The sequence below is a fragment of the Paraburkholderia aspalathi genome (assembly GCF_900116445.1).
In the GTDB taxonomy this organism is placed as follows: domain Bacteria; phylum Pseudomonadota; class Gammaproteobacteria; order Burkholderiales; family Burkholderiaceae; genus Paraburkholderia; species Paraburkholderia aspalathi.
This window is the reverse complement of record NZ_FPBH01000011.1, coordinates 129,524-148,917: the sequence shown is the minus strand read 5'-3', so window position 1 is coordinate 148,917 and position 19,394 is coordinate 129,524. Positions and strand designations below refer to the sequence as shown.

Sequence of the window (19,394 nt, the reverse complement as noted above, 5' to 3'; positions counted from 1 at the left end):
TCGACAGGTAGTGAAGGAAGGCGCGGCGTCCGCGCGTTTCAGCGTGGACGCCGTCAGGTCAGCCGAGGCTTAGCGCTTGATCGACTGTTGCCATTGCTTGAGGAATTCAAGCCGCTTGGACTGGTCGAGATAAACCAGCAGGCCGGAGCCGATCGGGATCGGCTTTAGTGAGTCGCCGAGTTGTTTCGTGAGACCCGCCATCGACGTTTCGCCTTCGACGTCCGCGCGAATCGAGAACAGGCTCGCCTGGTTCGCGAGCAAGGTCTGGCCGCGTTGCGACAGCAGGTAATCGACCCACAGCTTTGCGGCGTTCGGGCTTTGCGCCTTCTTCGAAATCGTCACGAGGCGGCTCACCACCAGCGTGTAGTCCTTCGGATAGACGTAGCCGATCGACGGGTCCTTCTTCGCTTTGGTGAGCGCGTAGGAGCCGAGAATGTTGTAGCCGATCAGGTTCTCACCCGAAGAAATGCGCTCCATCATCGCGCCAGTACTCGATTGCAGTTTCGGGCCGGTTGCACCCATTGCTTTCACGAGGTCCCACGTGACTTGCGGATTGACGCGCGCATCTTGCGTCAGATAGTTGAAGCCGACACCAGATTTTTCGATGTCGTACGTGGTGACCTTGCCCTTGAATTGATCCGGTTTGCTTTGCAGCAGCTTGATCAGATCGGCGCGGGTTTGCGGCACTTCCCCTGCGGCCAGCAGGCGCTTGTTGTAGACGATCGCCAGCGGCTCATACGTGGTGCCGTACGCCTGCTTCTGGTACTGCGCCCATTGAGGCAACTGCTTCGCTTCGGGCGATTCGTAACTCGCCATCAGACCGTCGTTGACGAGCTTGACCTGCAGGTCCATCGCCGAGCTCCACAGCACGTCGGCGCTCGTGCTGCTGGCCGCGTTTTCGCTGATGTAGCGGTTGTACAGCTCGGTGCTGTTCATGTCGTTGTATTCGACCTTGACGCCATACAAGCTTTCAAAATCCTTGATGAGCGGGCGCACGAGGGCCGTGTCCGTGACCGAATACACGATCAGCTTGCCTTCCTTCTTTGCCCCGTCAACGGTGGTCTGATAATCGCTAGGATAACCGGCCGGAAAGGCCGCCCATGCTGAGTTTGCGGCGAATGCAACGGCTACGGCGAGATACTTCAAAGAGATTTGCACGTCTTCCTCCAGAAAACATTGTGTTTGTTTTGTGTAGGCGAATGGTAAGAGACGCGTGCTTTCTGAATGCTTTCAGTTTTCGAGGAAAATGCGTCACAATGGTCGAATTCGCCTCATGGATTTCCCTGGGATTCTGTTTATGCGTGTGCTGCTCGTCGAAGACAATCCGATCCTTTCCCGCTCGCTAACCGATGCGTTGACCAGCGCGAAACTCACGGTTGACTGCATGCACGACGGCGAATCCGCCGACCATGTTTTGCGCACACAGGACTACGCGCTGGTGATTCTCGATATCGGTTTGCCGAAGCTCGACGGCCTCGAAGTGCTGCGCCGTCTGCGCGCGCGGCGCAACGCGGTGCCGGTATTGATGCTGACTGCGCATGGTTCGGTGGAAGAGCGCGTGCGCGGACTCGATCTCGGCGCCGACGATTACCTCGCCAAGCCCTTTGCGCTTACCGAACTCGAGGCGCGTGCAAGGGCGCTGCTGCGCCGGAGCCACGGCCAGGAACCGCTGCATGCGCAATGCGGTACGCTGCTTTACGACAGCGTCGACCGGGGCTTCACCCTCAATGGCGAGCCGCTCGCCTTGACCCCGCGCGAACGTTCGGTGCTCGAGGTGCTGATCCTGCGCAACGGCCGCGCGATCAACAAGGACACGCTCTCGGAGAAAATCTTTGGGCTCGATGAATCGGTGAATGCCGATGCCATCGAAATCTACGTGCATCGTCTGCGCAAGAAACTCGAACGCAGTTCGGTCGGCATCGTGACGCTGCGCGGGCTTGGCTATCTGCTGGAAGCGAAAGACGCATGACGCGGCCGAATCTGCGCGTTCGCGTCGCGCTCTGGTTGTTGCTGCCGCTGCTTCTGCTGCTCGCCTTCGATGCATGGCTCACGTATCAACGTGCAATGAACGCGGCGCACGCGGCCTTCGATCGAACGTTAGAGTTTTCGCTGCGTTCGATACGCGACGGTATCCGTTTGCGCGACGGCCAGATCGAAGTCGACTTGCCGTATCTCGCGCTGGAGATGTTCGAATCCAACGGCGGCGGCAACATCTACTATCAGATCCGCGAGGAGGGCGGCCGGGTGGTGACCGGCTATCCGGATCTGCCGTCGGGTACGAAGGCGCTTGCCGAGCCCTACAGTGTGCAGTTTTACGACGACGTGTTTCGCGGACGGCCGTTACGCGTCGCGATGCTGAGATTGCCAGTCCATGATGTGCCGTCGGCGCAGACGCGTGTGGTGCTGGTGCGGGTCGGCGAAACGATCGAGCAGCGCCAGGCATTGGCGCGCGAGATTCTGATCGGCTCGCTGCAACAGGAATTCCTGCTGGTGGTGCTCGCGCTGGGCATCGTGTGGCTGGGGGTGGCGCGCGGCTTGCGGCCGCTGAACCGCCTGTCGGCGAAAGTCGCCGCGCGTGCCGAGGACGATCCTACGCCGCTCGATACGGTGGACCTGCCGAGTGAAGTCGCGCCGCTGGTCGATTCGATCAATCAGTACATCGGCCGCACGCAGTTGATGCAGTTATCGCGCCGGCGATTCTTTAACGACGCGGCGCATCAGTTAAAGACGCCGCTTGCGATCATTCAGGCGGAGTCGGAGCTGGCGTTGCGCGATATCGACGGTGGCGATGAGCCCTCGAACGGCAATGCTCGGCAAGGCGTGCATTTGCGACGGCTGAATCGCGCGGTGCAGCAGGCGGTGCGTATCGTGCAGCAATTGCTGTCGCTCTCGCGGCTCGATGCGGACAGCGGTTATACGGTCAAGCATGCCGCTGTGCCGCTGCATAAAGTGGCGCGCAGCGTCACGCTCGACTGGTCGCCGGTGGCGCGCTCCCGTGGTATCGATCTCGGTTTTGAACAGGACGTGCGGATCGACGTGATGGGTCAGACCGATCTGCTCGCGGAACTGGTCGGCAATCTGATCGACAACGCGATTCGTTATTCGGGCGATGGGGCGGTGATTACCGTACGCGTTGCATGCGAAGCTGAGCAACCGTTGCTGCAGGTGATCGATAACGGGCCGGGGATTTCCATCGGTGAACGCGATGCGGTGTTCGAGCGCTTCTATCGCAGCGAAGCGACGCAAGCGGTCGAGGGCAGCGGGCTGGGTTTATCGATCGTGCGGGAAATCACGCGCGTGCATGGCGCGGTGATTGCGTTGAGCGATGCGTCCGGTGGTGGGTTGGTGGTTAGCGTGCTGTTTCCGGCGTTAAAGTCCGCGTGACGAGCATGTTGCAACCGCATCGCTACGCGCGGATCGTGAAGCTCTGCGCGTAAGCCTTGGATTCCGTTTCGCTACCCCACACCTTACCGTCGATCAGCACTTGAGAGCGCTCGTCGCCCGGCACCACGATGCCGACGCGTGCTGCCGCCTCACGATATAACTCCGTCTGATTGATGTGCGCCGCGATTTCCGCGTAATCCGCGCGTAGGTCGATCATGCCCCAACGTTCGAACTGGGTGAGGAACCAGGCACCGTCGGTTGTTCGCGGATAGTTCACTGCGCCGTTATCAAAGAACCGCATGGGCAAACCCCGTGGCGCTGAGGCCGCAATCTCGCTGCCGAGCCGCGCTGCAATCAACGCTTCATCGATACCGATAAATTCGGGCCGCGCGAGCCAGCGCGCAATCTCCTCGCGATGCCCCGCACCGTCGAGCCAGCGGCACGCTTCGAGCATGGTCTGCACCAGCGCTCGCGCCGTATTCGGATTCGCGCTGACAAAATCTCGCCGGCACGCCAGCACCTTCTCTGGATGATCGGGCCACACTTCGCTCGTGTAAGCGACCGTTCTGCCGACGCCTTCCGCTTCAGCCATCGCATTCCACGGCTCGCCGACACAGAAGCCATCGAGCCTTTCTTCCGCGAGCGCGGCGACCATTTGCGGCGGCGGAATCGCCACGCTCTCGATATCGTGCAACGGATGCACGCCTTGCGATGCGAGCCAGTAGTACAGCCACATGGCGTGCGTGCCGGTGGGGAAGGTCTGTGCGAACACCGGCTTGCGCTCGAGCGTCGCCAAAGCCTTAGGCAGGGTGCCGTGTTCGGCTAATGCGTCGGTGAGACGGTTCGAAAGCGTGATTGCCTGGCCGTTGCGATTGAGCACCATCAGCACGGCCATGTCCGTTTGCGGACCACCGAGGCCGAGTTGCACACCGTAGACGAGACCGTAGAGTGCATGCGCCGCATCGAGGTCGCCCGACAGCAGTTTGTCACGCACGGCGGCCCATGACGGCTGTCGGCACAGTTCCAGTGTCAAGCCATGAGCGTGACCGAATTCGAGCAGCTTCGCGGCGACGAGCGGTGCGACATCGGCAAGTGCAACGAAACCGAGCCGCAGATGGGTTTTCTCGAGCGACGCAGGCGCGGACGATGGGGAGAGGGAGGTGGGAGAGTTCATGTGCGGCGCTTCATTTGAGCGAGTCGGCCGCCGCGACGACGGCGCGCGCGACTTCGGCGAGTTTGACGCCCTGATTCATTGCGCGCTTGCGCAGGTTGGCATAGGCGGCGTGTTCCGTGATCTTCAGCTGATCCATCAGCAGGCGTTTGGCGCGATCGATCAGCTTGCGCTCGGCGAGTTCGTTTTCGACTTGCGCGAGGCGTTCGCGCAGCTCTGATTCCTGCGCGAATCGTGCGAGGGCGACTTCGAGGATCGGCGCCAGTCGTTCCGTGGCGAGCCCTTCGACGAGATAGGCCGTGACCCCGGCGCCGACCGCGTCGCGGATCAATTGCTGGTTTGCGTCGTGACTGAACATCAGCACCGGACGCGGTGCGGTGGCGTTCATCACCGCGAGTTGTTCGAGCGTGTCGCGCGACGGCGATTCCGTGTCGATGATGATGACGTCGGGCCGCTCGCTCTGAACCACGCGATGCAGCGCCTGCGGCGTCGCCGTACCGGCCAGCATCTCGTAGCCGAGTCGTGCGAGGGCGTCGCGCAGATCGCCTATCGGCTTGTCGGTATCGGTTACGAGGAGAACACGCAGCATGGGGTGTGGTTTATCGACGGCTGACTACCGATAAAGCAACGTGTATGCCAGTGCAGGACGATTACGCTGAAGGCAACGCGATCATGGGCTTATAAATAGTTTAGACAGCAGGGCCTGCACCCGTACGGGGCATGCGCAAGGCATGCACCGAAGCGGCGCATGAGATATGAACATTGTTTTAATGAGCGCAAAGGTGGGTTGCCGGGGAGTCACGCCACAGTTGCAGCGCCGCTCGCACTTCTTTGACAACGGGATCCCACTCGCCCAGTTTCTGCTGCCGGAATAGACGCATTGACGGATACCACGGGCTATCGGTTCTGTTGGTCAGCCATCGCCACTCCGGGTAGGCCGGCGCGAGCAACCAAACGGGGAGCCCGGCCGCGCCGGCAAGATGCGCGACGGAAGTATCGACGGTAATCAGAAGATCGAGCGTCTGCAATATCGCCAAGGTGTCCGTGAAATCGTGGATTGCAGGGCCGAGCGTGTGCAAGTCGTATTCATGCGTCAGGCCCTCGCTTTCGCGCTCGCGGGCGCCTTTTTGCACTGAATACCAGGTTACCCCGGCAAGCCCAAGTAGGGGCTTTAGCGTATCGAGTCGAATCGACCGGTAACGGTCGTGAACGTGGTTCGGGTTGCCGGCCCAAACGATGCCGACACGTTTGTTTTTTGCGCGCGTCGTGTCTTGTGGAGCTGCTGCTATCTGAATCTGCCAATGACTTAGTTTTTCCGGTGTCGCCGCGAGGTAGGGCATGGCAATCGGAAGCATGGGTAAATCGAGGCTCATATGCTCCGGCATCCTTAGCATATGACACCAGTAGTCGTATGGACCGGGAGGCAGGGTGGTGAACACGGTCCGCACAGCTGCCATGCTCGCAGCCAGCCCCGCGATCGGCTGGCTGACCAGCACATCCACCATTGCACCCTGACGACTCAGCCAATCGGCGAATCTGAGGAACTGGATTTCATCACCGCGCCCCTGTTCGCCGACGAGCAGGAACCGGCACCCTGCGACGGGTTCGCCATGCCACTCGGGGAAGTCTGGGCGAATCCGCTCGTGTTCCGTGCCGGGGAGTTCGTAAAACCATCTGTACCTCTTCCAGCCTTCTTCGAACTCACCAAGGGCCAGGTGCACGCCAGCGAGATGAAACTGCAGGTATGGGTTATCCGGCAGAAGCCGTGCTGCTTCGATACTATGCGGTCGACTTTCGGCGACGTTGCCGGTGATGCTGAGTGCTCTTGCTGCGTTGTGATGCAGAAGCGGGTGTAGGGGATTGATCGCAAGTCCCTGCTTGGCCACGCTGAGCGCTTCGCTGAAGCGGTCGTGGGTGTTCAACACGTAGGCGAGTGAATTAAGCGTATCGGCATTGTCGGCAATGCGGGTTCTGACCTGTCCGATTGCATCATCGAGCGCGCGACTATGGCCGGCTTTAGCTAATGCCGCGATCAGGTCGAGTCCGTCTTGCAGGTTTGCCGGGTCGAGCATCCACGCTCGTTGCCAGTAGTCAGCAGCTTCCTGGACCTTCCCGAGCTCCGTGCAAATTCGGGCCAGCGCGCGAACGGCGTGGTGTCCTCGCGAATCAATCTGAACGGACTTATCGTAGTGGACCATTGCCTCGTTAAGACGGCCGGACACTCGCAGGCAGTCGGCAAGGTTTCGATGAAGACTGGCGGTACCACCAGTCAGGCTGATCGCACGTCGATAGGACGCTTCAGCCGCTGCATGGTCACCCTTCAACGCGGCAAGCAGACCTGCGTGTTCCCACAATTCAGCCCGCTCAGGAGCTGCCTGCAACGCCTGTTCCAGGTATGCGCGCGCCTGATCCATTTCATCCGTATGAACACAGGCGAGTCCCATACGGTGCAGCGCGTGCGCATCGTGCGGGCGCACGGCGAGCACCTTGCGGTAACCGATCATCGCCTTGGTCATACGTCGCGCGGAAAAATGGACATCTGCGCGCGCGACGAAAGCGCTCACGTTTGCGTCATCGAGATTCATTGCTTCCTCGTGGATTATCGGAAGTACGCCCCTGCGATTCGCGGTCGCGGCACAGGGGCAACGCTGGTTTAGCCGATTTATTGCGCGTAGGTAGCCAGGAGAGAAACGCCACTCAGTTTTGAGCCGGCACTCAATATGCCGTAGTAAGTTCCGGCCACCGGGTTGGTGATCGTGCAGGTGGCTGCGCCACCTCTCACCATGACGGACTCACAGTCGGGACGAAGCGAGGACGGCGTACCGGCTCTGACATACAGAGTCGCGATCTGGCTGGCTGTTTCTGGCGACAGGGCGAACGTCAGGCTCTTGACGCCCGCGGGAACAATCAGAGCGTAATTTTGCATCTCGCCGTTTTTCGCTGAGATCGTCAACGGACTACCGGCGCTTAGGTCCGTAAGGGTTGGAGGAATGACCTGAAACGGGCGCGTCAGCCTGCTAACGGCCCCGGTGCTATCCGTCACCGTGAATGTGATTTCATACGTCCCCGGATAGTCATAGTTCATATAGGGCGCGACGGATTGCGTGCGCACTATATCAGGCCCCCCTGAGCCGAAATTCCAGGCCCATGACTTGATCGGCGCACCTCTGGCAGTGGACAGGTCCTTGCATGTCACCTGCATGATCGTCGTAGCTTCAGAGCACGTGAAATCCGCTGCCGCTGGAATTTTTCCAGACCGGGCGGCTATGACAGTCGCGTTCGCGTCAAGAATGCCTGAGCCGATCGGTTGATCCGGTTTGCCGTTGGGAAACGCTTGCACATTCTGTGTCAGCAACGCTCTCATTTCAGCGGAGGTCAGGGGTGTGGGCGCGACTGACTGAGCAAGTGCGATAACGCCGCTCACCATCGGCGCGGCCATCGACGTGCCGTCAAGATACGTATAGCCTTCACTGCCCGGCGCGGCGGTTCCGTTGTTGTAGGTGGACCAGATCGAGTCGCCGGGCGCGGCGATATCAACGGTCTGCCCGTAGTTCGAAAGAACCCACTTCAAGCCGGGACGATTGCTTCCACCGACGCTGATAACGTTCCGGCAGTTCGCGGGCGTGAAATTCGTTGCGCTGTTGCCATTGTTGCCAACCGCTGCAACGACAACGGCACCGCGACTGGCTGCGTAGTCAATTGCGTTCTGAAACGTCATCCCGCAGGAGCCCGCACCACCGAGGCTCACGTTAATGACTTTCGCCGGGTAGGCGTTGTTCGGGACGCCCGACACGCTGCCACCGGCGGCCCATGTTACGCCGTCGGCGACATCTGACGTAAAGCCTCGTCCGCACGCATTCATGACGCGGACCGGCACGACCTTTGCCGCCGGCGCGACGCCGGCTATACCGATGCCGTTGTTGGTCTGCGCGGCCATGATCCCCGCGACGTGAGTGCCGTGCCACACGACTTCGCATGTCTCTGTCGTGATACCCGGATTCGTGCCGTCGCCGCCGCGATTGTTCGTGGTGAAATCGTACCCAGGCAGGATATTGGCATTCAGATCGCTATGACTGGTCACGCCGTTGTCGACCATCGCGATCACGGTTCCGGAACCGTTAGCCATGTCCCAGGCGGGCTCCGCCCGTATGCCCGCAGTGGTGACGCCAGGTTTCTGGTTCGAGCTTAAGCCCCACTGTCTGCTGTATTCCGGATCGTTTGGCGCCATTGTCACGGACATCGGCGTGTCGGGCTCTACGTATTCGACGTCAGGGTCCGACGCAATGGCCCGCATGAATGCTTTGGCATCCTTGACGTTCAGCTTGCGTTCCGTTGTGACCACATCGGCTCCGATGCCCATGCGGCGCACATGGCGCGCTTTCGAAGGGAAGGCATTCGTCAGCCTGTCGAGTCTTGACTGGACCGCGGTGGCTGAACCGCGTTCAACGGTGCCGGTTTTGTATTTGACAATGAAGCGGTCGTTGGACGCGTCGGAAGCCAGGCCGCTCGTGTTCATCTTTAAGGACAATTGCAGAGGAACAGTGTTTGATGCCGCCGCTAATGCCGCTGTCTTTTCCAGGGGCGGTGCTGGTTCGGACGTCATATCGTCGCCGACGTTTCCGCCACATGCCGCAAGTGCCAGCGAAAGCGAAATACAGGCAGCGTTTTTCAATGCGTAGCGCGCACCTCCTTTGGACCACAGCGCGCTAACGTGAGCCGTTGTTCTACGAGAGTCGTTCCGCACGCTCTCATCTTTCTTTTGTTTCACGGTTTTATTCCCGGTACGACATACAGAAATGATTGCCCCTGTTTTTATGAAGCAGTCGTACGGCGGTCATCAGCGGTGCCAAAGCCATAGGCCGTCCTTTGGCCAGCCGGCACAGGCAATTTTTCGGGCCGTCGAGTTAAGATTCCTAACTAATGACCGTTGGTGACGGCTGCGTGGTACGTGACCTTCTGCGGCTGTTAGTCAGCCGGTCAGGTTCTTATGTTTGGACGCTATAAATAGCTTGATGAAGATAATAAATAGCCTGATTGATATAAACAATCAGGCGTTTCTATTTTTCGGTCAGAAAATTTACCGGCTGTGTAAGGCCGTCGACGCGTGCACGCGCAGCATGCCAACGCATCAGTTCCATTTCGCGTAACTGCGGGGCGAAAAGAAGACGCTCACGACGATCATGGCGGCAACGCTAACGGCCAGCATGACCCAGGCTGCACCGAACCCGCCAGTCCAGCCCCGGACCATGCCAGCGAAAATGGGCGTAATGGCCGCTACGACAAAGCCGACACCTTGCGTAAACGCGACAAGCTTGCCGGCCATGCTGTGGTGTGCCGAATGATCCATAGCGGTAACGAGCGTCAGCGAGAAAGTGCCGCCAAGCCCGGCGCCGGCAATGGCGACCCACACCAGCGGCGCGGCATCGGGCCAGAAGATCAAGCCAAGCAGGCCGACCAGTTGCGCCGACAATCCGAGGACCAACCAGGGGCGCCGATCCCGGAATGGTGCGGCAGCAAGAGGCAGCAGTAAGGCCGCAGCGGCCTGAAACACCGTCATGCCGGCAAGGAGCGACCCGCTCTCCGCGACACTCGCGCCATGCTGTTGATAGAAAGCCGGCAACCACGCGACGAGCGTCGTATAACCGCCGTTGACGATCCCGAAGTACAAGCCAAGCGTCCACGCGCGCCGTTTGCGCCAAAGCGAAAAATCGATCGCATCTGCCGGAGCGCGCTGTACCGCTGAGCCGTGCGAAGGTCCGCGGTTCAAACCCAGCCAGCACAGCAAGGCCACGAGAGCGGGAATCGCCCATACCGCGAGCCCAGCATGCCAGGACCCCATCGCAGCACTCACCCACGGACTCAAGCGTGCCCCGAGGCCGCCGCCGCCCATGATCGATGCGGAGAAAACCCCCATCGCCAGCGGCACGCGCGCAGGGAAACGCTGCTTCAGGACGGCGGGCAGCAGCGCCTGAATCGCCGCGACACCGACGCCCGCGAGCGCTGCCGTCGCAAGGAGCGTAGCGCCGCCGGCGGTCGACCAGCGGGCGCCGCAAGCAAGCGCGATCGCCAGCAAACCGAGCGCAACGCCGCGCGTTTCGCCGATCGACCGGGTTAGCGCGCCCGCGCCGAATGCGCCGATGCCCATCGCGACGACCGGCAGGCTGGTCAACAACGACGCGCCGTAAAAGCTCAAGCCGGTTGCATCGCGGATCGTCGTCATCAGCGGGCTGATCGACGTCAGCAGGGGCCGCAGATTGATGCCGATCACGACAATCGCGCCCAGCCATAGCGCGTCTCGCCACGTGAGCGCGTGGGAGGCGTCGTTGGCATGGGCTGGGGTCGGGCTGGCGCTGGAGTGCGAATTCACAAGGGACCTGAATGCGAGAGTGGGCGACACCTTGCAAGCGGGAAGAGAACGCTGCGGGGCGCTGCGCGACCGGCGGCGGCAAGGCGGATGACGAGGCGCGAACAGGGTGAAAAATACCGTGCGCGACTATTTTGGTTAACCATAATATCATGGCATGGTTGACCATTTTCCTGATGCCCGGTATAAGTCCGAGCGCCCGCGGATGGCGTCTGCTACCCCTCGTCGCTACAATGCCGGGCGATATCGCTCCGTTCTCCAATACTGAACTCATGGCCTCCCGTTCCTCGCGTACGCCGTCAGCCAACACCGGCACACCCATCCGCAGCGCGCCTGAAGACGACTCGATCAGCGTCGAAGAGCGCATTTATGCGTCGATCACCGCGGCATTGCTGCAAGGCCGTCTGCGGCCGGGCGCGCAACTGGTCGAGCGCGATCTCGCCGCGGCGTTCGGCTGCACGCGCGGCGCGTTGCGCAAGGTGCTCGCGCGGCTGGGTTTCGAGGGCAAGCTGGTGCTCGAGGCGAATCGCGGCGCGTTCGTGCCGTCGCCGTCGGAGGAAGACATTCGTCAGGTGTATCGCGCCCGGCAGATTGTCGAGGCGGGCATCGTTGCAGCTTTGTGCGGGAGTTTGAGCGTGGCCCACAAACGTCGCCTGCGCGCCCATGTGCGCAGCGAAGAGAAGGCGTCACACGCCGGCACCATCGAGGAATCCGTGCGGCTCGCGGGCCAGTTTCATGTGTTGTTGACCGAACTGGCGGGCGGGACGGAATTGCTCGGTCTGGTTGGGCAGCTCGTCGCAAAGACCGAGTTATACAAGGCGTTGTTCGACCCGTCGAAGGGTTCGGCCTGCTCCGCGGACGAGCATATGCAGATTATCGAAGCGCTCGACGCGGGAGATCTGCACGCGGCTCTCGCGGCGATGCGCGAGCATCTGTCGGAACTGGAGGAGCGGGTGGTCGAACAGGTGCGCAAAAGCGCCGCAGGAGCAGATCTCGGTGCGGTGTTCGGGGTGTAGGAAGGGAGGGGTTAACGCATGCGACGCCGCGGCGCGCCGCTCAGGCTCGAGTCAACGAATCAAGCCGGAGAAGGCGCGCGAAAGGCTTCGCGAACAACCAGATAACAACAATTGACCACGCCCGGACCGGCCATGAAACAACTCAGGAAACGGTCAGCGTGCCGCCAGCCTTAACGGCGACGGAATTGCGTATTGCGTGCGCCGCCGCCACCGGTGGCGCGCTCGTCTTTGTGACGGAAATTGATCCGGCCTTTGGTCAGATCGTAAACCGACAGTTCCAGCGTCACGCGGTCGCCCGCGAGAATACGGATGTGATTCTTGCGCATGCGTCCGGACGCGTAAGCGCCAACCACGACGCCGTTGTCGAGCGTCACGCGGTAACGACTGTCCGGAAGTACTTCGTCGACGATACCGTCAAGTTCAAGCAGTTCTTCTTTCGCCATGCATAACTCCTGGTCGATGGGATAAGTGGGTGTTGGCCGCGCGGTTAAGCATGGCGCAACATCTGATACGGTTGGCAGTCGGCTTTCAGGCCAGCTGCTGCGGCACCAGCTGATTCGCTGATAGTACCGCTCAAAGATCGGCTACGGACTGGCCGTCTACACGGCCGTCAATCAATTGCTCGGCATGGGCCATGCACGCAATGCGCGCCTTGCCCGTGCCGTCGAACGGAAACAGATACTGCAGACGGAACACACGCCCGTCGGCTGCCGGATTGGCGCCCACGCGGCAGATGCGCACCGACGCGTCGTAACCTGCGTCCGGATTGCGGCCCGTCTGACCGTCCGCCGGGCGGCGCGGATAGACGAGCGGGTGAATTTCATAACCCTTGTACGTCTTGACAACTGAATTCATGAAGCACGTGTCCTGTATTACGTGGTCGCCGTGTCACGCGTGTTACGCGCGGCACGACAGACCCGGCAGCGCAGCACCTTGGGGCGCGCCGCCATGGAAAAAGGTTGGCACAGGCCCGATGGCAAGGGCATGAGCGCGGCCGCGCAAAATCGCGGATTCGATGGAGAAGAAACACGCTGATGTCGCGCAGACATCGGGCGCGTAAAAGCTGAACCACTCAGCTGCACAACTCGCGACGGCGAATGCAGGCGGCGCATTGCCGGAGTGACGGGATCGCTGACACGCAGCGGTCGAACAGTCGGGGGTGGTGCGGAGACGCCGATTGATACTGTGCTTGGTACTGCCGCTTGTGTTCCCGCGCTGTATCCCCAATAGCGCGGATGCGGAATACAGCTATTCCAATATGATGCACTAAATGGGGCTAATTGGATAGCAAAAAGTTCCGCGCGCGGGCAAACCGCCCAGCCGGCTGGGCTTTGGGCGAAAAAGAGTTGCCGCGAACGGCGCGCCGGGGCATGAGCGGCACGCCGGGTGTGAGGTCGCGCCGTGAGGGTGAAGGCGGGTGAGTTTCAGCGGGTGGTTTCGGCGACGCGCTTTTGCAGCTCGCGTGAAGCCGCGAGCGGGATGCGCGCATCATCCCAGCCGGCGAGCCATTCGACTTCCTTCGAGGTAAAAATCTGTCCGTGATTGCGCAGCGTGTATTGCAGCGAATCGATGATGTGATTGCGGATGATTTCAGGCGTGCCTTCGTCATCGAGCACGGCGCGAAACGCTTCGAGCGTGGCCATCTGTTGCTCCGTGGAATAGTTGCTTCTTTTATCGCACGAAAAAAAATCGCATGCCAAGCGAACAAAAATCCACGGGTGCGGATGCAACAACTGGAAGGGGGCGGCAGTATGCCGTCGAGCGCCCATCAAGGCCGGGTGCGTGATGCGGCCCCGCAATAAAATAACGGCTGCGCCGGCGCCGGCCCCCGCGGTCGTCGCTGGCGATTGGGGTCGTTACAATGGCGAGTTGCAGCGCACGGCTTCCGGCATTGTTTTGCCTGGCTCGCCTGCCGGCCATAACCTCGGCGTCCTTTTTTTGCTCAATCAGGCTAAAGCGACGGCGCCTCTCTGGAACACTGCGATTTCTCAATGCGCAACTCAACCGTCTCTCCTGTGAAAGACCTGCTGCTGGACCGCTACGCACCCATTGCAGACGGCATCGCGGCCTTGTTCTATCCGTGTGCCGAAGTCGTGATTCACGACCTGCGCGATCAGACCATCGCGTATCTCGTGAACAATCTGTCGAAGCTCGAAGTCGGTGGCCCTTCGGTGCTCGACGAAGTCCACTACGCGGCACGCGGCCGGACGATCGGGCCATACGAGAAGCTCAACTGGGACGGTCGCCGCATGCGCTGCGTGAGCAACATCCTGTTCGACGACGAGGGCAAGCCGGCCGGCATGCTGTGCGTGAACTTCAACATCGCGGTGTTTGAAGATGTGCGCTCCACGCTCGATCTGTTCATCAAAGGCGGCAATCTGACGGACGCGCCCGCGGAGGAACTGTTCCGCGACGACTGGCAGGACCGCATCAACACGTTCCTGCATACCTGGCTGCGCGAGCGGCAAATCGGCATCAATGCACTCACGCGCGAACACAAACGGGAAATCGTCGAGGCGCTGCATGCGCAGGGCGCGTTTCGCGGCCGTAGTTCAGCCAACTACGTGGCCGCTGTGCTAACGATGGGCCGCGCTACCGTCTATAAGATTCTGAAGCAGATGAAAGAGGGCGGCTGACGGTCCGCAAATCGTAGTGGGCTAGCGCTGCCCAGCGCCGGGTCCGCCAGTGGGGCGATGCGCCCAGGAGATGACGCCCGCACCGCGTGAAGAACCGCTGCGTTTAGCTATGCAGCCCCATTTTGCCGCTCGCCATGGCGGCGACGCGGACCACAAGCCCCCTGGGAAGCAAGCGTGACAGCAAGGTCGCAGCGCGTACGCTGGTCCGTCCAGGATACGCAACCGCTTTTCGTTTATCGAAGGCCTTGAGCGTTTCCTGAACGACGGACTCCGAGCTGTCCATGTCTTTCGGCGACACATTGGTCGACACGCCTTCGAAGAAGCTCGTTGCCGTAGGTCCCGGACAGGCGGCCATCACATGCACGCCCGTGCCGACGAGTTCGAATTGCAGCGCCTCGCTGAAGAACAGGACGAAGGCCTTGGTCGCCGCGTAAGTGGCCATATGCGGGAGGGGCTGAAAGCTCGCGTTGGACGCGAGGTTGATGATGCCGCCCCTGCCGCGCTTCGCCATACCGCTGCCAAACCGATGACTGAGAGCGACGAGCGCCTGGACGTTGACCTGAATCTGCGACTGCTCTTTCGTCGGATCGTGCGAGAGGAAACTGCCGGTCAGACCTAGCCCCGCATTGTTGACGAGCAGATCGACCTGAATGTCGCGGCGCTCGAGTTCCTCGCCGATCTGGAGGGCGGCGTCGGGATGGCTCAAGTCGATATTGAGCGCAACGGTTCGCACGCCGTGTCTGGCGGAAAGTCCCTCAGCCAGAACCTGCAATGTGTCACCCGAGCGGGCGACCAATACAAGGTTCATGCCACGCGCGGCCAGCGTTTCCGCAAAGACCTTGCCGAGCCCTTTTGAGGCTCCGGTAATCAGGGCGGTCGAGCCGCGATAGACAAACATGTTCTGCTCCTTGCTACGGGATGAGCCTGCATTAGCGTTGCGTGCGCCATCTAAGGTTGCCCGTCAAAAGCATCGATACTCGATGCTTTTGATCGCCGGACTGTTCTGAGGACGTGACGCATTGTGCGAGCTGGAGCGTTTTTTGATAATTGGGGTGCCTTTTGAATCATTTTCAAAAATAATGGAAAGATCGTGGGCCGCCTCACCACTGCATCGTCGTGTCGATTCGTGTTCCCCGCTTGATGAACAGGGTGACCGGCGTCTTCTCGCAGATCTCGCCAAGGCGCTTGCGCTGGCTATCGTCGAGAGGTCCATCGACGGATACGGTGCGCCGAATGTATTGACCGCCTTCGCGCTCCACGTGCAATTGCGTGTCGACCTTGATCCGGCCGCCCGGCCATGCTTTCTTCTGCATGTACATCCTGAGCGTTGCCGCGGTGCAGGCCGCGAGACCCGAAAGGACGAATTCGAAGGGAGCTGGGCCGCTATCCTGCCCCCCTTCGCGCGGCCCTTCATCGCCGAGCAGGCTATGTGTGCCCGCATCGATTTTGACGACATAGTTGGGTGAATCTGCGTCCGAGGTGGCGGTTGCGATCGCGAGAGTCATCATTGTCCTCTTGGGTGTCACGTCAAAAGATTGAGCGCATGCACATGCCACGGCCTGGCACGCGTCGAAATGTGCCGGGCGAAGGTTTCTCTGCAAGTGTTGGCGACAGCGTAAGCCTGCATCAGTGATCTTTCGCGGTCCAGCACAGGTTTACAATGGCAGCCGCAATAAAACCACGTGCTCTGCTTCGGAGGACGTCGGCCCGTTTATAAAAGATTCCGTTGACTGGGACAGGAGTAGTTGAATGGTGCGTTATCGACACTACAAAGGCGGCATTTACGAACTGGTTTGCGAGGCCACGCTCGAGTCGGATCCGACTGTCACGATGATCGTCTACAAAGCCAGCAATGGTACGATCTGGACCCGTCCGGCTTCGGTGTTTTTCGAGCTGGTCGAAGTCGACGGCACCGAGGTGCCGCGCTTCGCACCGATCAACTAGGCTGCCCCGTTCAGGCAATCGTTATCGTCATCACGTTTGCGCTCGAAGAACGTGTGCCGCCAGATCAATACAAACAGGAAATCTGAATGCGTCTTTTGCTTGCCATCATTCTGCCGTGGTTTCAGTTCTTCACGATCGGCCGGCCTTTTGCCGGCATCATCTGCCTGATCCTGCAGATCACGCTGATTGGCTGGATCCCGGCCGCGATCTGGTCGGTGTATGCGCTGAGTCAGTACAACACCGACAAGAAAATCGCCCGGGCGATGGGCAACGGTCGGTAAGGCCGAATGCGATGCGGGCGGCGCGAGGCGTAGTCCACTCGCTGCTAGATTTCGACCGCGTCCGGCGCCTCGATCACCACGTCCGTTTCCGCGATCGCCACACACGGCAGGATGTAGCCTTCCGCTTTCTCTTCCCGGCTAAGACCCGGCCATTCGATCGTGTAGCGCACGCGTCCCGACGTCATTTTGCATAGGCAGGTGCGGCATGTGCCGTTGCGGCACGAGCGCGGCAGACGCAGATTCGCAAAGCTGGCGGCTTCAAGGATCGTCAGCGAATCGGGCGCTTCGAAGCTTTGGCCGAGCGGCTCGACACGAACGAGAGGTGGGCGGGTAGAGTCGGACATCGTGTGAATCGGTGACGGATTGCGCCACACTTTACACGTTCACACCAAACGCCCAGGCTCCGGCGCTGCCATTTCAATGCGTCGTGTTTCCACGCCGCAGATACCGATACACCGTATTTCGCGCAAGCCCCAACTCGCGTGCCGCTGCCGACACATTACCGTCGAGTCGCGCGAGCGTTTGCGCAATCAATGTGGTCTGCCATTCCTCCATCCGCGCGGGCGACGCATTCGCGGGCTCGGCAGCTGGCTTGTCGCGTCCGTTGCCGCCATTGCCATTGACGTTGTCCGACAGCGCCCCGTGCGCCTGGGCGCGGACGTTGACCGGCGAAGCCTCGCAATCCTGCAGAAAATCTTCCGGCAAATCCTCGAGTTCGATCTGCTGCGCGCCTTCGGCCATGATGCTGGCGGTGCGCAGCACGTTGGCCAATTGCCGCAGATTACCTGGCCAGCGGCATTGCGCAAAGCGTTCCAGCACCTCATCGGACACGCGACGCGGTAACCGCTCGCCATCCGGCTGCAATGCCAGCATGCGTTCGACGAGCCTCGCCAGATCGCTGCGCTCGCGCAGCGCCGGCAAAGTGACGACGAGCCCGTTGATCCGGTAATACAGGTCTTCGCGGAAGGTGCCGGCTTCGATCATCTCGCGCAGGTTGCGGTGAGTTGCGCAGACAATGCGCAGATCGACCGGAATCGCCCGCGTGCCGCCCAGCGGCACAACGGTGCGCTCCTGCAACACGCGCATCAGGCGCACTTGCTGGGCGAGCGGCATGTCGCCGATTTCGTCGAGAAACAGCGTCCCGCCATCGGCCTGCACGATCTTGCCGACGCTGCCGCGTTTCTTCGCGCCGGTGAACGCGCCGTCTTCATAGCCGAACAACTCTGCCTCGATCAGCGTGTCGGGCAACGATGCGCAATTCAGTGCGACGAAGGGCGCATGCCGCCGCGGCGAATCGTGATGGATCGCGCGGGCGAGCCATTCCTTGCCGGTACCGGTTTTGCCGAGCACGAGAATGGGAATATCGCGTCCGCGCAGCTTTGCGACTCGTCGCAGGATCGCCGCGACCGCCGCATCGCCGGTATCGAGCGTTTCAAGTGTGGCGAGCGGTGCCACCTCGCAGGACTGAGCCGCAGCACGCGCGCCGCTGGACGTGGCCGTACGCGTTACGTCAGCAAAGCCTTCTGATGAACCAACATAACGTGGCGCCGCAAATTCGCCGCGTGCGATCACACGCACGCCGCTCGGCAGCGTCAGCTCGATGCTTTCGCCTGGTGCGCGGGCGATCTGCTGCAACACTTTCGCAAAGGTGATCCCGAACAGCGCGTCGAACGGTTGCCGTAACAGCTCGCCAAGCGGCTGCCCGAATTGAAACAGTGCGCTGCGATTCGCGGACAGGAAGGTGCCGTCCGGCGCGAACGCCGCGAGCCCTTCGTACAGCGTGCCGATAAATTCAGCACGCGCGTGAAAGTGAATGCGAATGGCATCGACGAATTGATTGGAGAACAGATGATTTTCGATCATCTGCGCCGACATCCGCACGAGCGCAAGCGTGTGCTTGTGGAAGCCGCGCGTGTCGCCACTGACGTCCAGCGCGCCGATGGTGCGCCCGAACGGATCAGCGATGGGCGCGCACGAACAGGTGAGAATCCGGTTCGCATGGAGGAAGTGCTCGCCGGCGTGCACGACGGTCGGCTGCCCGTCGATCAGCGCGGTGCCGATCGCGTTCGTACCGCGATCCGCTTCGGCCCATGAGACGCCCGGGCACAACGCCACGCGATTGGCTTTTTCGACAAAGTCGCTATCACCGAGACTGTGGAGAATCACGCCGTGATTGTCGGTGAGCAGCACCATGCTTTGCGTGTCGACGATCTGCGCGTGCAGCGTCTCCATGACCGGGAGCGCGTGGGTATAGAGCGACTGGTTTCGTTCGAGGAGTTCACGCAGGGCGGGGCGGCGCAGCGGATGGAAGTCCGGCGTTTCCGACGCTCGCAGGCCGACTTCGAGCGAGCGGGCATGAGCTTGCGCGATGACGTCTGGCCGACCAACGGTGGGCGGCGTGGCAGAACGATGGCTCAAAGCATGTCTCCGGTTATCGGACCCGGCGGGTGCGTTGCCCGCCGTTGCGTTCCGCAGTGCAACATACGCGTCTGCGGCCGAACACCGATATTACAGGACGAAACAGGAGCCTGGCGAAAGCCGCGCAGCATGAATAAAACCAGGTCGCGCGGGAGAGAAAAAGTGCCTCAAAAGACCACG

19 protein-coding genes are annotated in these 19,394 nt (G+C 60.9%); 6 read left to right on the top strand and 13 right to left on the bottom strand.

The genetic code is table 11. From position 1 onward, the window contains the following. Nucleotides 1-69 precede the first annotated feature (69 nt). The gene (locus BM438_RS18670; protein WP_093635999.1) at nucleotides 70-1,158 is read right to left on the bottom strand and encodes an ABC transporter substrate-binding protein; all 1,089 of its coding nucleotides are present in this window, start codon (nucleotides 1,156-1,158) and stop codon (nucleotides 70-72) included. Between the two features lie 139 nt (nucleotides 1,159-1,297). On the opposite strand from BM438_RS18670, the gene BM438_RS18665 reads away from it, so the two are divergent. Both BM438_RS18665 and BM438_RS18660 read left to right on the top strand, forming a co-directional pair. Then, nucleotides 1,298-1,969 carry a response regulator gene (locus BM438_RS18665; RefSeq protein WP_093635997.1) on the top strand — a complete coding sequence of 224 codons (672 nt, stop codon included), beginning with the start codon at nucleotides 1,298-1,300 and terminating at the stop codon, nucleotides 1,967-1,969. Beyond that, a complete protein-coding gene (locus BM438_RS18660; protein ID WP_093635995.1) occupies nucleotides 1,966-3,384 on the top strand; it encodes a sensor histidine kinase in 1,419 nt (472 codons plus the stop codon). Before BM438_RS18665 ends, BM438_RS18660 begins: the two co-directional genes overlap by 4 nt. Before the next feature lie 22 nt (nucleotides 3,385-3,406). Here the strand turns inward: BM438_RS18660 and BM438_RS18655 are convergent, their stop codons facing one another. The 5 genes from BM438_RS18655 to BM438_RS18635 form a co-directional block, all read right to left on the bottom strand. After that, a complete protein-coding gene (locus BM438_RS18655) occupies nucleotides 3,407-4,558 on the bottom strand; it encodes a CmpA/NrtA family ABC transporter substrate-binding protein (protein ID WP_093635993.1) in 1,152 nt (383 codons plus the stop codon). Nucleotides 4,559-4,568: 10 nt separating this feature from the next. Beyond that, nucleotides 4,569-5,144 carry an ANTAR domain-containing response regulator gene (locus BM438_RS18650; RefSeq protein WP_054036012.1) on the bottom strand — a complete coding sequence of 192 codons (576 nt, stop codon included), beginning with the start codon at nucleotides 5,142-5,144 and terminating at the stop codon, nucleotides 4,569-4,571. Between the two features lie 178 nt (nucleotides 5,145-5,322). Then, nucleotides 5,323-7,140, bottom strand: coding sequence for a tetratricopeptide repeat protein (locus BM438_RS18645; protein ID WP_093635991.1), 1,818 nt, complete (start codon nucleotides 7,138-7,140; stop codon nucleotides 5,323-5,325). 77 nt (nucleotides 7,141-7,217) lie between these two features. Beyond that, complete coding sequence (locus BM438_RS18640; protein WP_143131723.1) at nucleotides 7,218-9,323, bottom strand: S8 family serine peptidase; 2,106 nt, start codon at nucleotides 9,321-9,323, stop codon at nucleotides 7,218-7,220. A 360-nt stretch (nucleotides 9,324-9,683) separates the two neighbouring features. Next, nucleotides 9,684-10,922: a cyanate transporter gene (locus BM438_RS18635; protein ID WP_093635987.1), complete on the bottom strand. Its 1,239-nt coding sequence runs from the start codon at nucleotides 10,920-10,922 to the stop codon at nucleotides 9,684-9,686. Nucleotides 10,923-11,191: 269 nt separating this feature from the next. Here BM438_RS18635 and BM438_RS18630 point away from each other — a divergent pair, with 269 nt between their 5' ends. After that, entirely contained in the window at nucleotides 11,192-11,935 is a 744-nt protein-coding gene (locus BM438_RS18630; protein WP_200653680.1) for a GntR family transcriptional regulator, read from the top strand. Nucleotides 11,936-12,105: 170 nt separating this feature from the next. On the opposite strand, the gene infA is transcribed toward BM438_RS18630, so the two are convergent. From infA to BM438_RS18615, 3 genes are all read right to left on the bottom strand, one after another. After that, entirely contained in the window at nucleotides 12,106-12,378 is a 273-nt protein-coding gene (gene infA / locus BM438_RS18625; protein ID WP_012427521.1) for a translation initiation factor IF-1, read from the bottom strand. 130 nt (nucleotides 12,379-12,508) lie between these two features. Next, nucleotides 12,509-12,790, bottom strand: coding sequence for a hypothetical protein (locus BM438_RS18620; protein WP_093635985.1), 282 nt, complete (start codon nucleotides 12,788-12,790; stop codon nucleotides 12,509-12,511). A 569-nt stretch (nucleotides 12,791-13,359) separates the two neighbouring features. Further along, nucleotides 13,360-13,578 carry a hypothetical protein gene (locus tag BM438_RS18615; protein WP_028194708.1) on the bottom strand — a complete coding sequence of 73 codons (219 nt, stop codon included), beginning with the start codon at nucleotides 13,576-13,578 and terminating at the stop codon, nucleotides 13,360-13,362. Between the two features lie 348 nt (nucleotides 13,579-13,926). On the opposite strand from BM438_RS18615, the gene BM438_RS18610 reads away from it, so the two are divergent. After that, nucleotides 13,927-14,571 carry a helix-turn-helix transcriptional regulator gene (locus BM438_RS18610; RefSeq protein WP_093635983.1) on the top strand — a complete coding sequence of 215 codons (645 nt, stop codon included), beginning with the start codon at nucleotides 13,927-13,929 and terminating at the stop codon, nucleotides 14,569-14,571. A gap of 103 nt (nucleotides 14,572-14,674) precedes the next feature. Here the strand turns inward: BM438_RS18610 and BM438_RS18605 are convergent, their stop codons facing one another. Both BM438_RS18605 and BM438_RS18600 read right to left on the bottom strand, forming a co-directional pair. Next, nucleotides 14,675-15,469 (bottom strand): SDR family NAD(P)-dependent oxidoreductase, encoded by a 795-nt coding sequence (locus tag BM438_RS18605; protein WP_093635981.1) that lies wholly within the window; start codon nucleotides 15,467-15,469, stop codon nucleotides 14,675-14,677. A 202-nt stretch (nucleotides 15,470-15,671) separates the two neighbouring features. Next, the gene (locus tag BM438_RS18600; protein ID WP_093636165.1) at nucleotides 15,672-16,076 is read right to left on the bottom strand and encodes an OsmC family protein; all 405 of its coding nucleotides are present in this window, start codon (nucleotides 16,074-16,076) and stop codon (nucleotides 15,672-15,674) included. Between the two features lie 244 nt (nucleotides 16,077-16,320). Here BM438_RS18600 and BM438_RS18595 point away from each other — a divergent pair, with 244 nt between their 5' ends. Together BM438_RS18595 and BM438_RS18590 are read left to right on the top strand one after the other, a co-directional pair. After that, a complete protein-coding gene (locus BM438_RS18595; protein WP_093635979.1) occupies nucleotides 16,321-16,515 on the top strand; it encodes a DUF1653 domain-containing protein in 195 nt (64 codons plus the stop codon). An 86-nt stretch (nucleotides 16,516-16,601) separates the two neighbouring features. Next, entirely contained in the window at nucleotides 16,602-16,796 is a 195-nt protein-coding gene (locus tag BM438_RS18590) for a YqaE/Pmp3 family membrane protein (RefSeq protein ID WP_028194701.1), read from the top strand. Nucleotides 16,797-16,840: 44 nt separating this feature from the next. Here BM438_RS18590 and BM438_RS18585 read toward each other — a convergent pair whose 3' ends face one another. Both BM438_RS18585 and BM438_RS18580 read right to left on the bottom strand, forming a co-directional pair. Then, entirely contained in the window at nucleotides 16,841-17,140 is a 300-nt protein-coding gene (locus BM438_RS18585) for a 2Fe-2S iron-sulfur cluster-binding protein (RefSeq protein WP_093636163.1), read from the bottom strand. Between the two features lie 73 nt (nucleotides 17,141-17,213). Further along, nucleotides 17,214-19,214, bottom strand: a complete 2,001-nt coding sequence (locus BM438_RS18580; RefSeq protein ID WP_093635977.1) for a sigma-54-dependent Fis family transcriptional regulator — start codon at nucleotides 19,212-19,214, stop codon at nucleotides 17,214-17,216. Nucleotides 19,215-19,394: the final 180 nt, after the last annotated feature.

Coding starts and splice junctions, on each gene's coding strand:
- BM438_RS18655 (WP_093635993.1), bottom strand. CDS start 4,558: ATGAACTCTCCCACCTCCCTCTCCCCATCGTCCGCGCCTGCGTCGCTC.
- BM438_RS18610 (WP_093635983.1), top strand. CDS start 13,927: ATGCGCAACTCAACCGTCTCTCCTGTGAAAGACCTGCTGCTGGACCGC.
- BM438_RS18595 (WP_093635979.1), top strand. CDS start 16,321: ATGGTGCGTTATCGACACTACAAAGGCGGCATTTACGAACTGGTTTGC.
- BM438_RS18630 (WP_200653680.1), top strand. CDS start 11,192: ATGGCCTCCCGTTCCTCGCGTACGCCGTCAGCCAACACCGGCACACCC.
- BM438_RS18650 (WP_054036012.1), bottom strand. CDS start 5,144: ATGCTGCGTGTTCTCCTCGTAACCGATACCGACAAGCCGATAGGCGAT.
- BM438_RS18600 (WP_093636165.1), bottom strand. CDS start 16,076: ATGACTCTCGCGATCGCAACCGCCACCTCGGACGCAGATTCACCCAAC.
- BM438_RS18590 (WP_028194701.1), top strand. CDS start 16,602: ATGCGTCTTTTGCTTGCCATCATTCTGCCGTGGTTTCAGTTCTTCACG.
- BM438_RS18645 (WP_093635991.1), bottom strand. CDS start 7,140: ATGAATCTCGATGACGCAAACGTGAGCGCTTTCGTCGCGCGCGCAGAT.
- infA (WP_012427521.1), bottom strand. CDS start 12,378: ATGGCGAAAGAAGAACTGCTTGAACTTGACGGTATCGTCGACGAAGTA.
- BM438_RS18585 (WP_093636163.1), bottom strand. CDS start 17,140: ATGTCCGACTCTACCCGCCCACCTCTCGTTCGTGTCGAGCCGCTCGGC.
- BM438_RS18620 (WP_093635985.1), bottom strand. CDS start 12,790: ATGAATTCAGTTGTCAAGACGTACAAGGGTTATGAAATTCACCCGCTC.
- BM438_RS18615 (WP_028194708.1), bottom strand. CDS start 13,578: ATGGCCACGCTCGAAGCGTTTCGCGCCGTGCTCGATGACGAAGGCACG.
- BM438_RS18660 (WP_093635995.1), top strand. CDS start 1,966: ATGACGCGGCCGAATCTGCGCGTTCGCGTCGCGCTCTGGTTGTTGCTG.
- BM438_RS18605 (WP_093635981.1), bottom strand. CDS start 15,469: ATGTTTGTCTATCGCGGCTCGACCGCCCTGATTACCGGAGCCTCAAAA.
- BM438_RS18665 (WP_093635997.1), top strand. CDS start 1,298: ATGCGTGTGCTGCTCGTCGAAGACAATCCGATCCTTTCCCGCTCGCTA.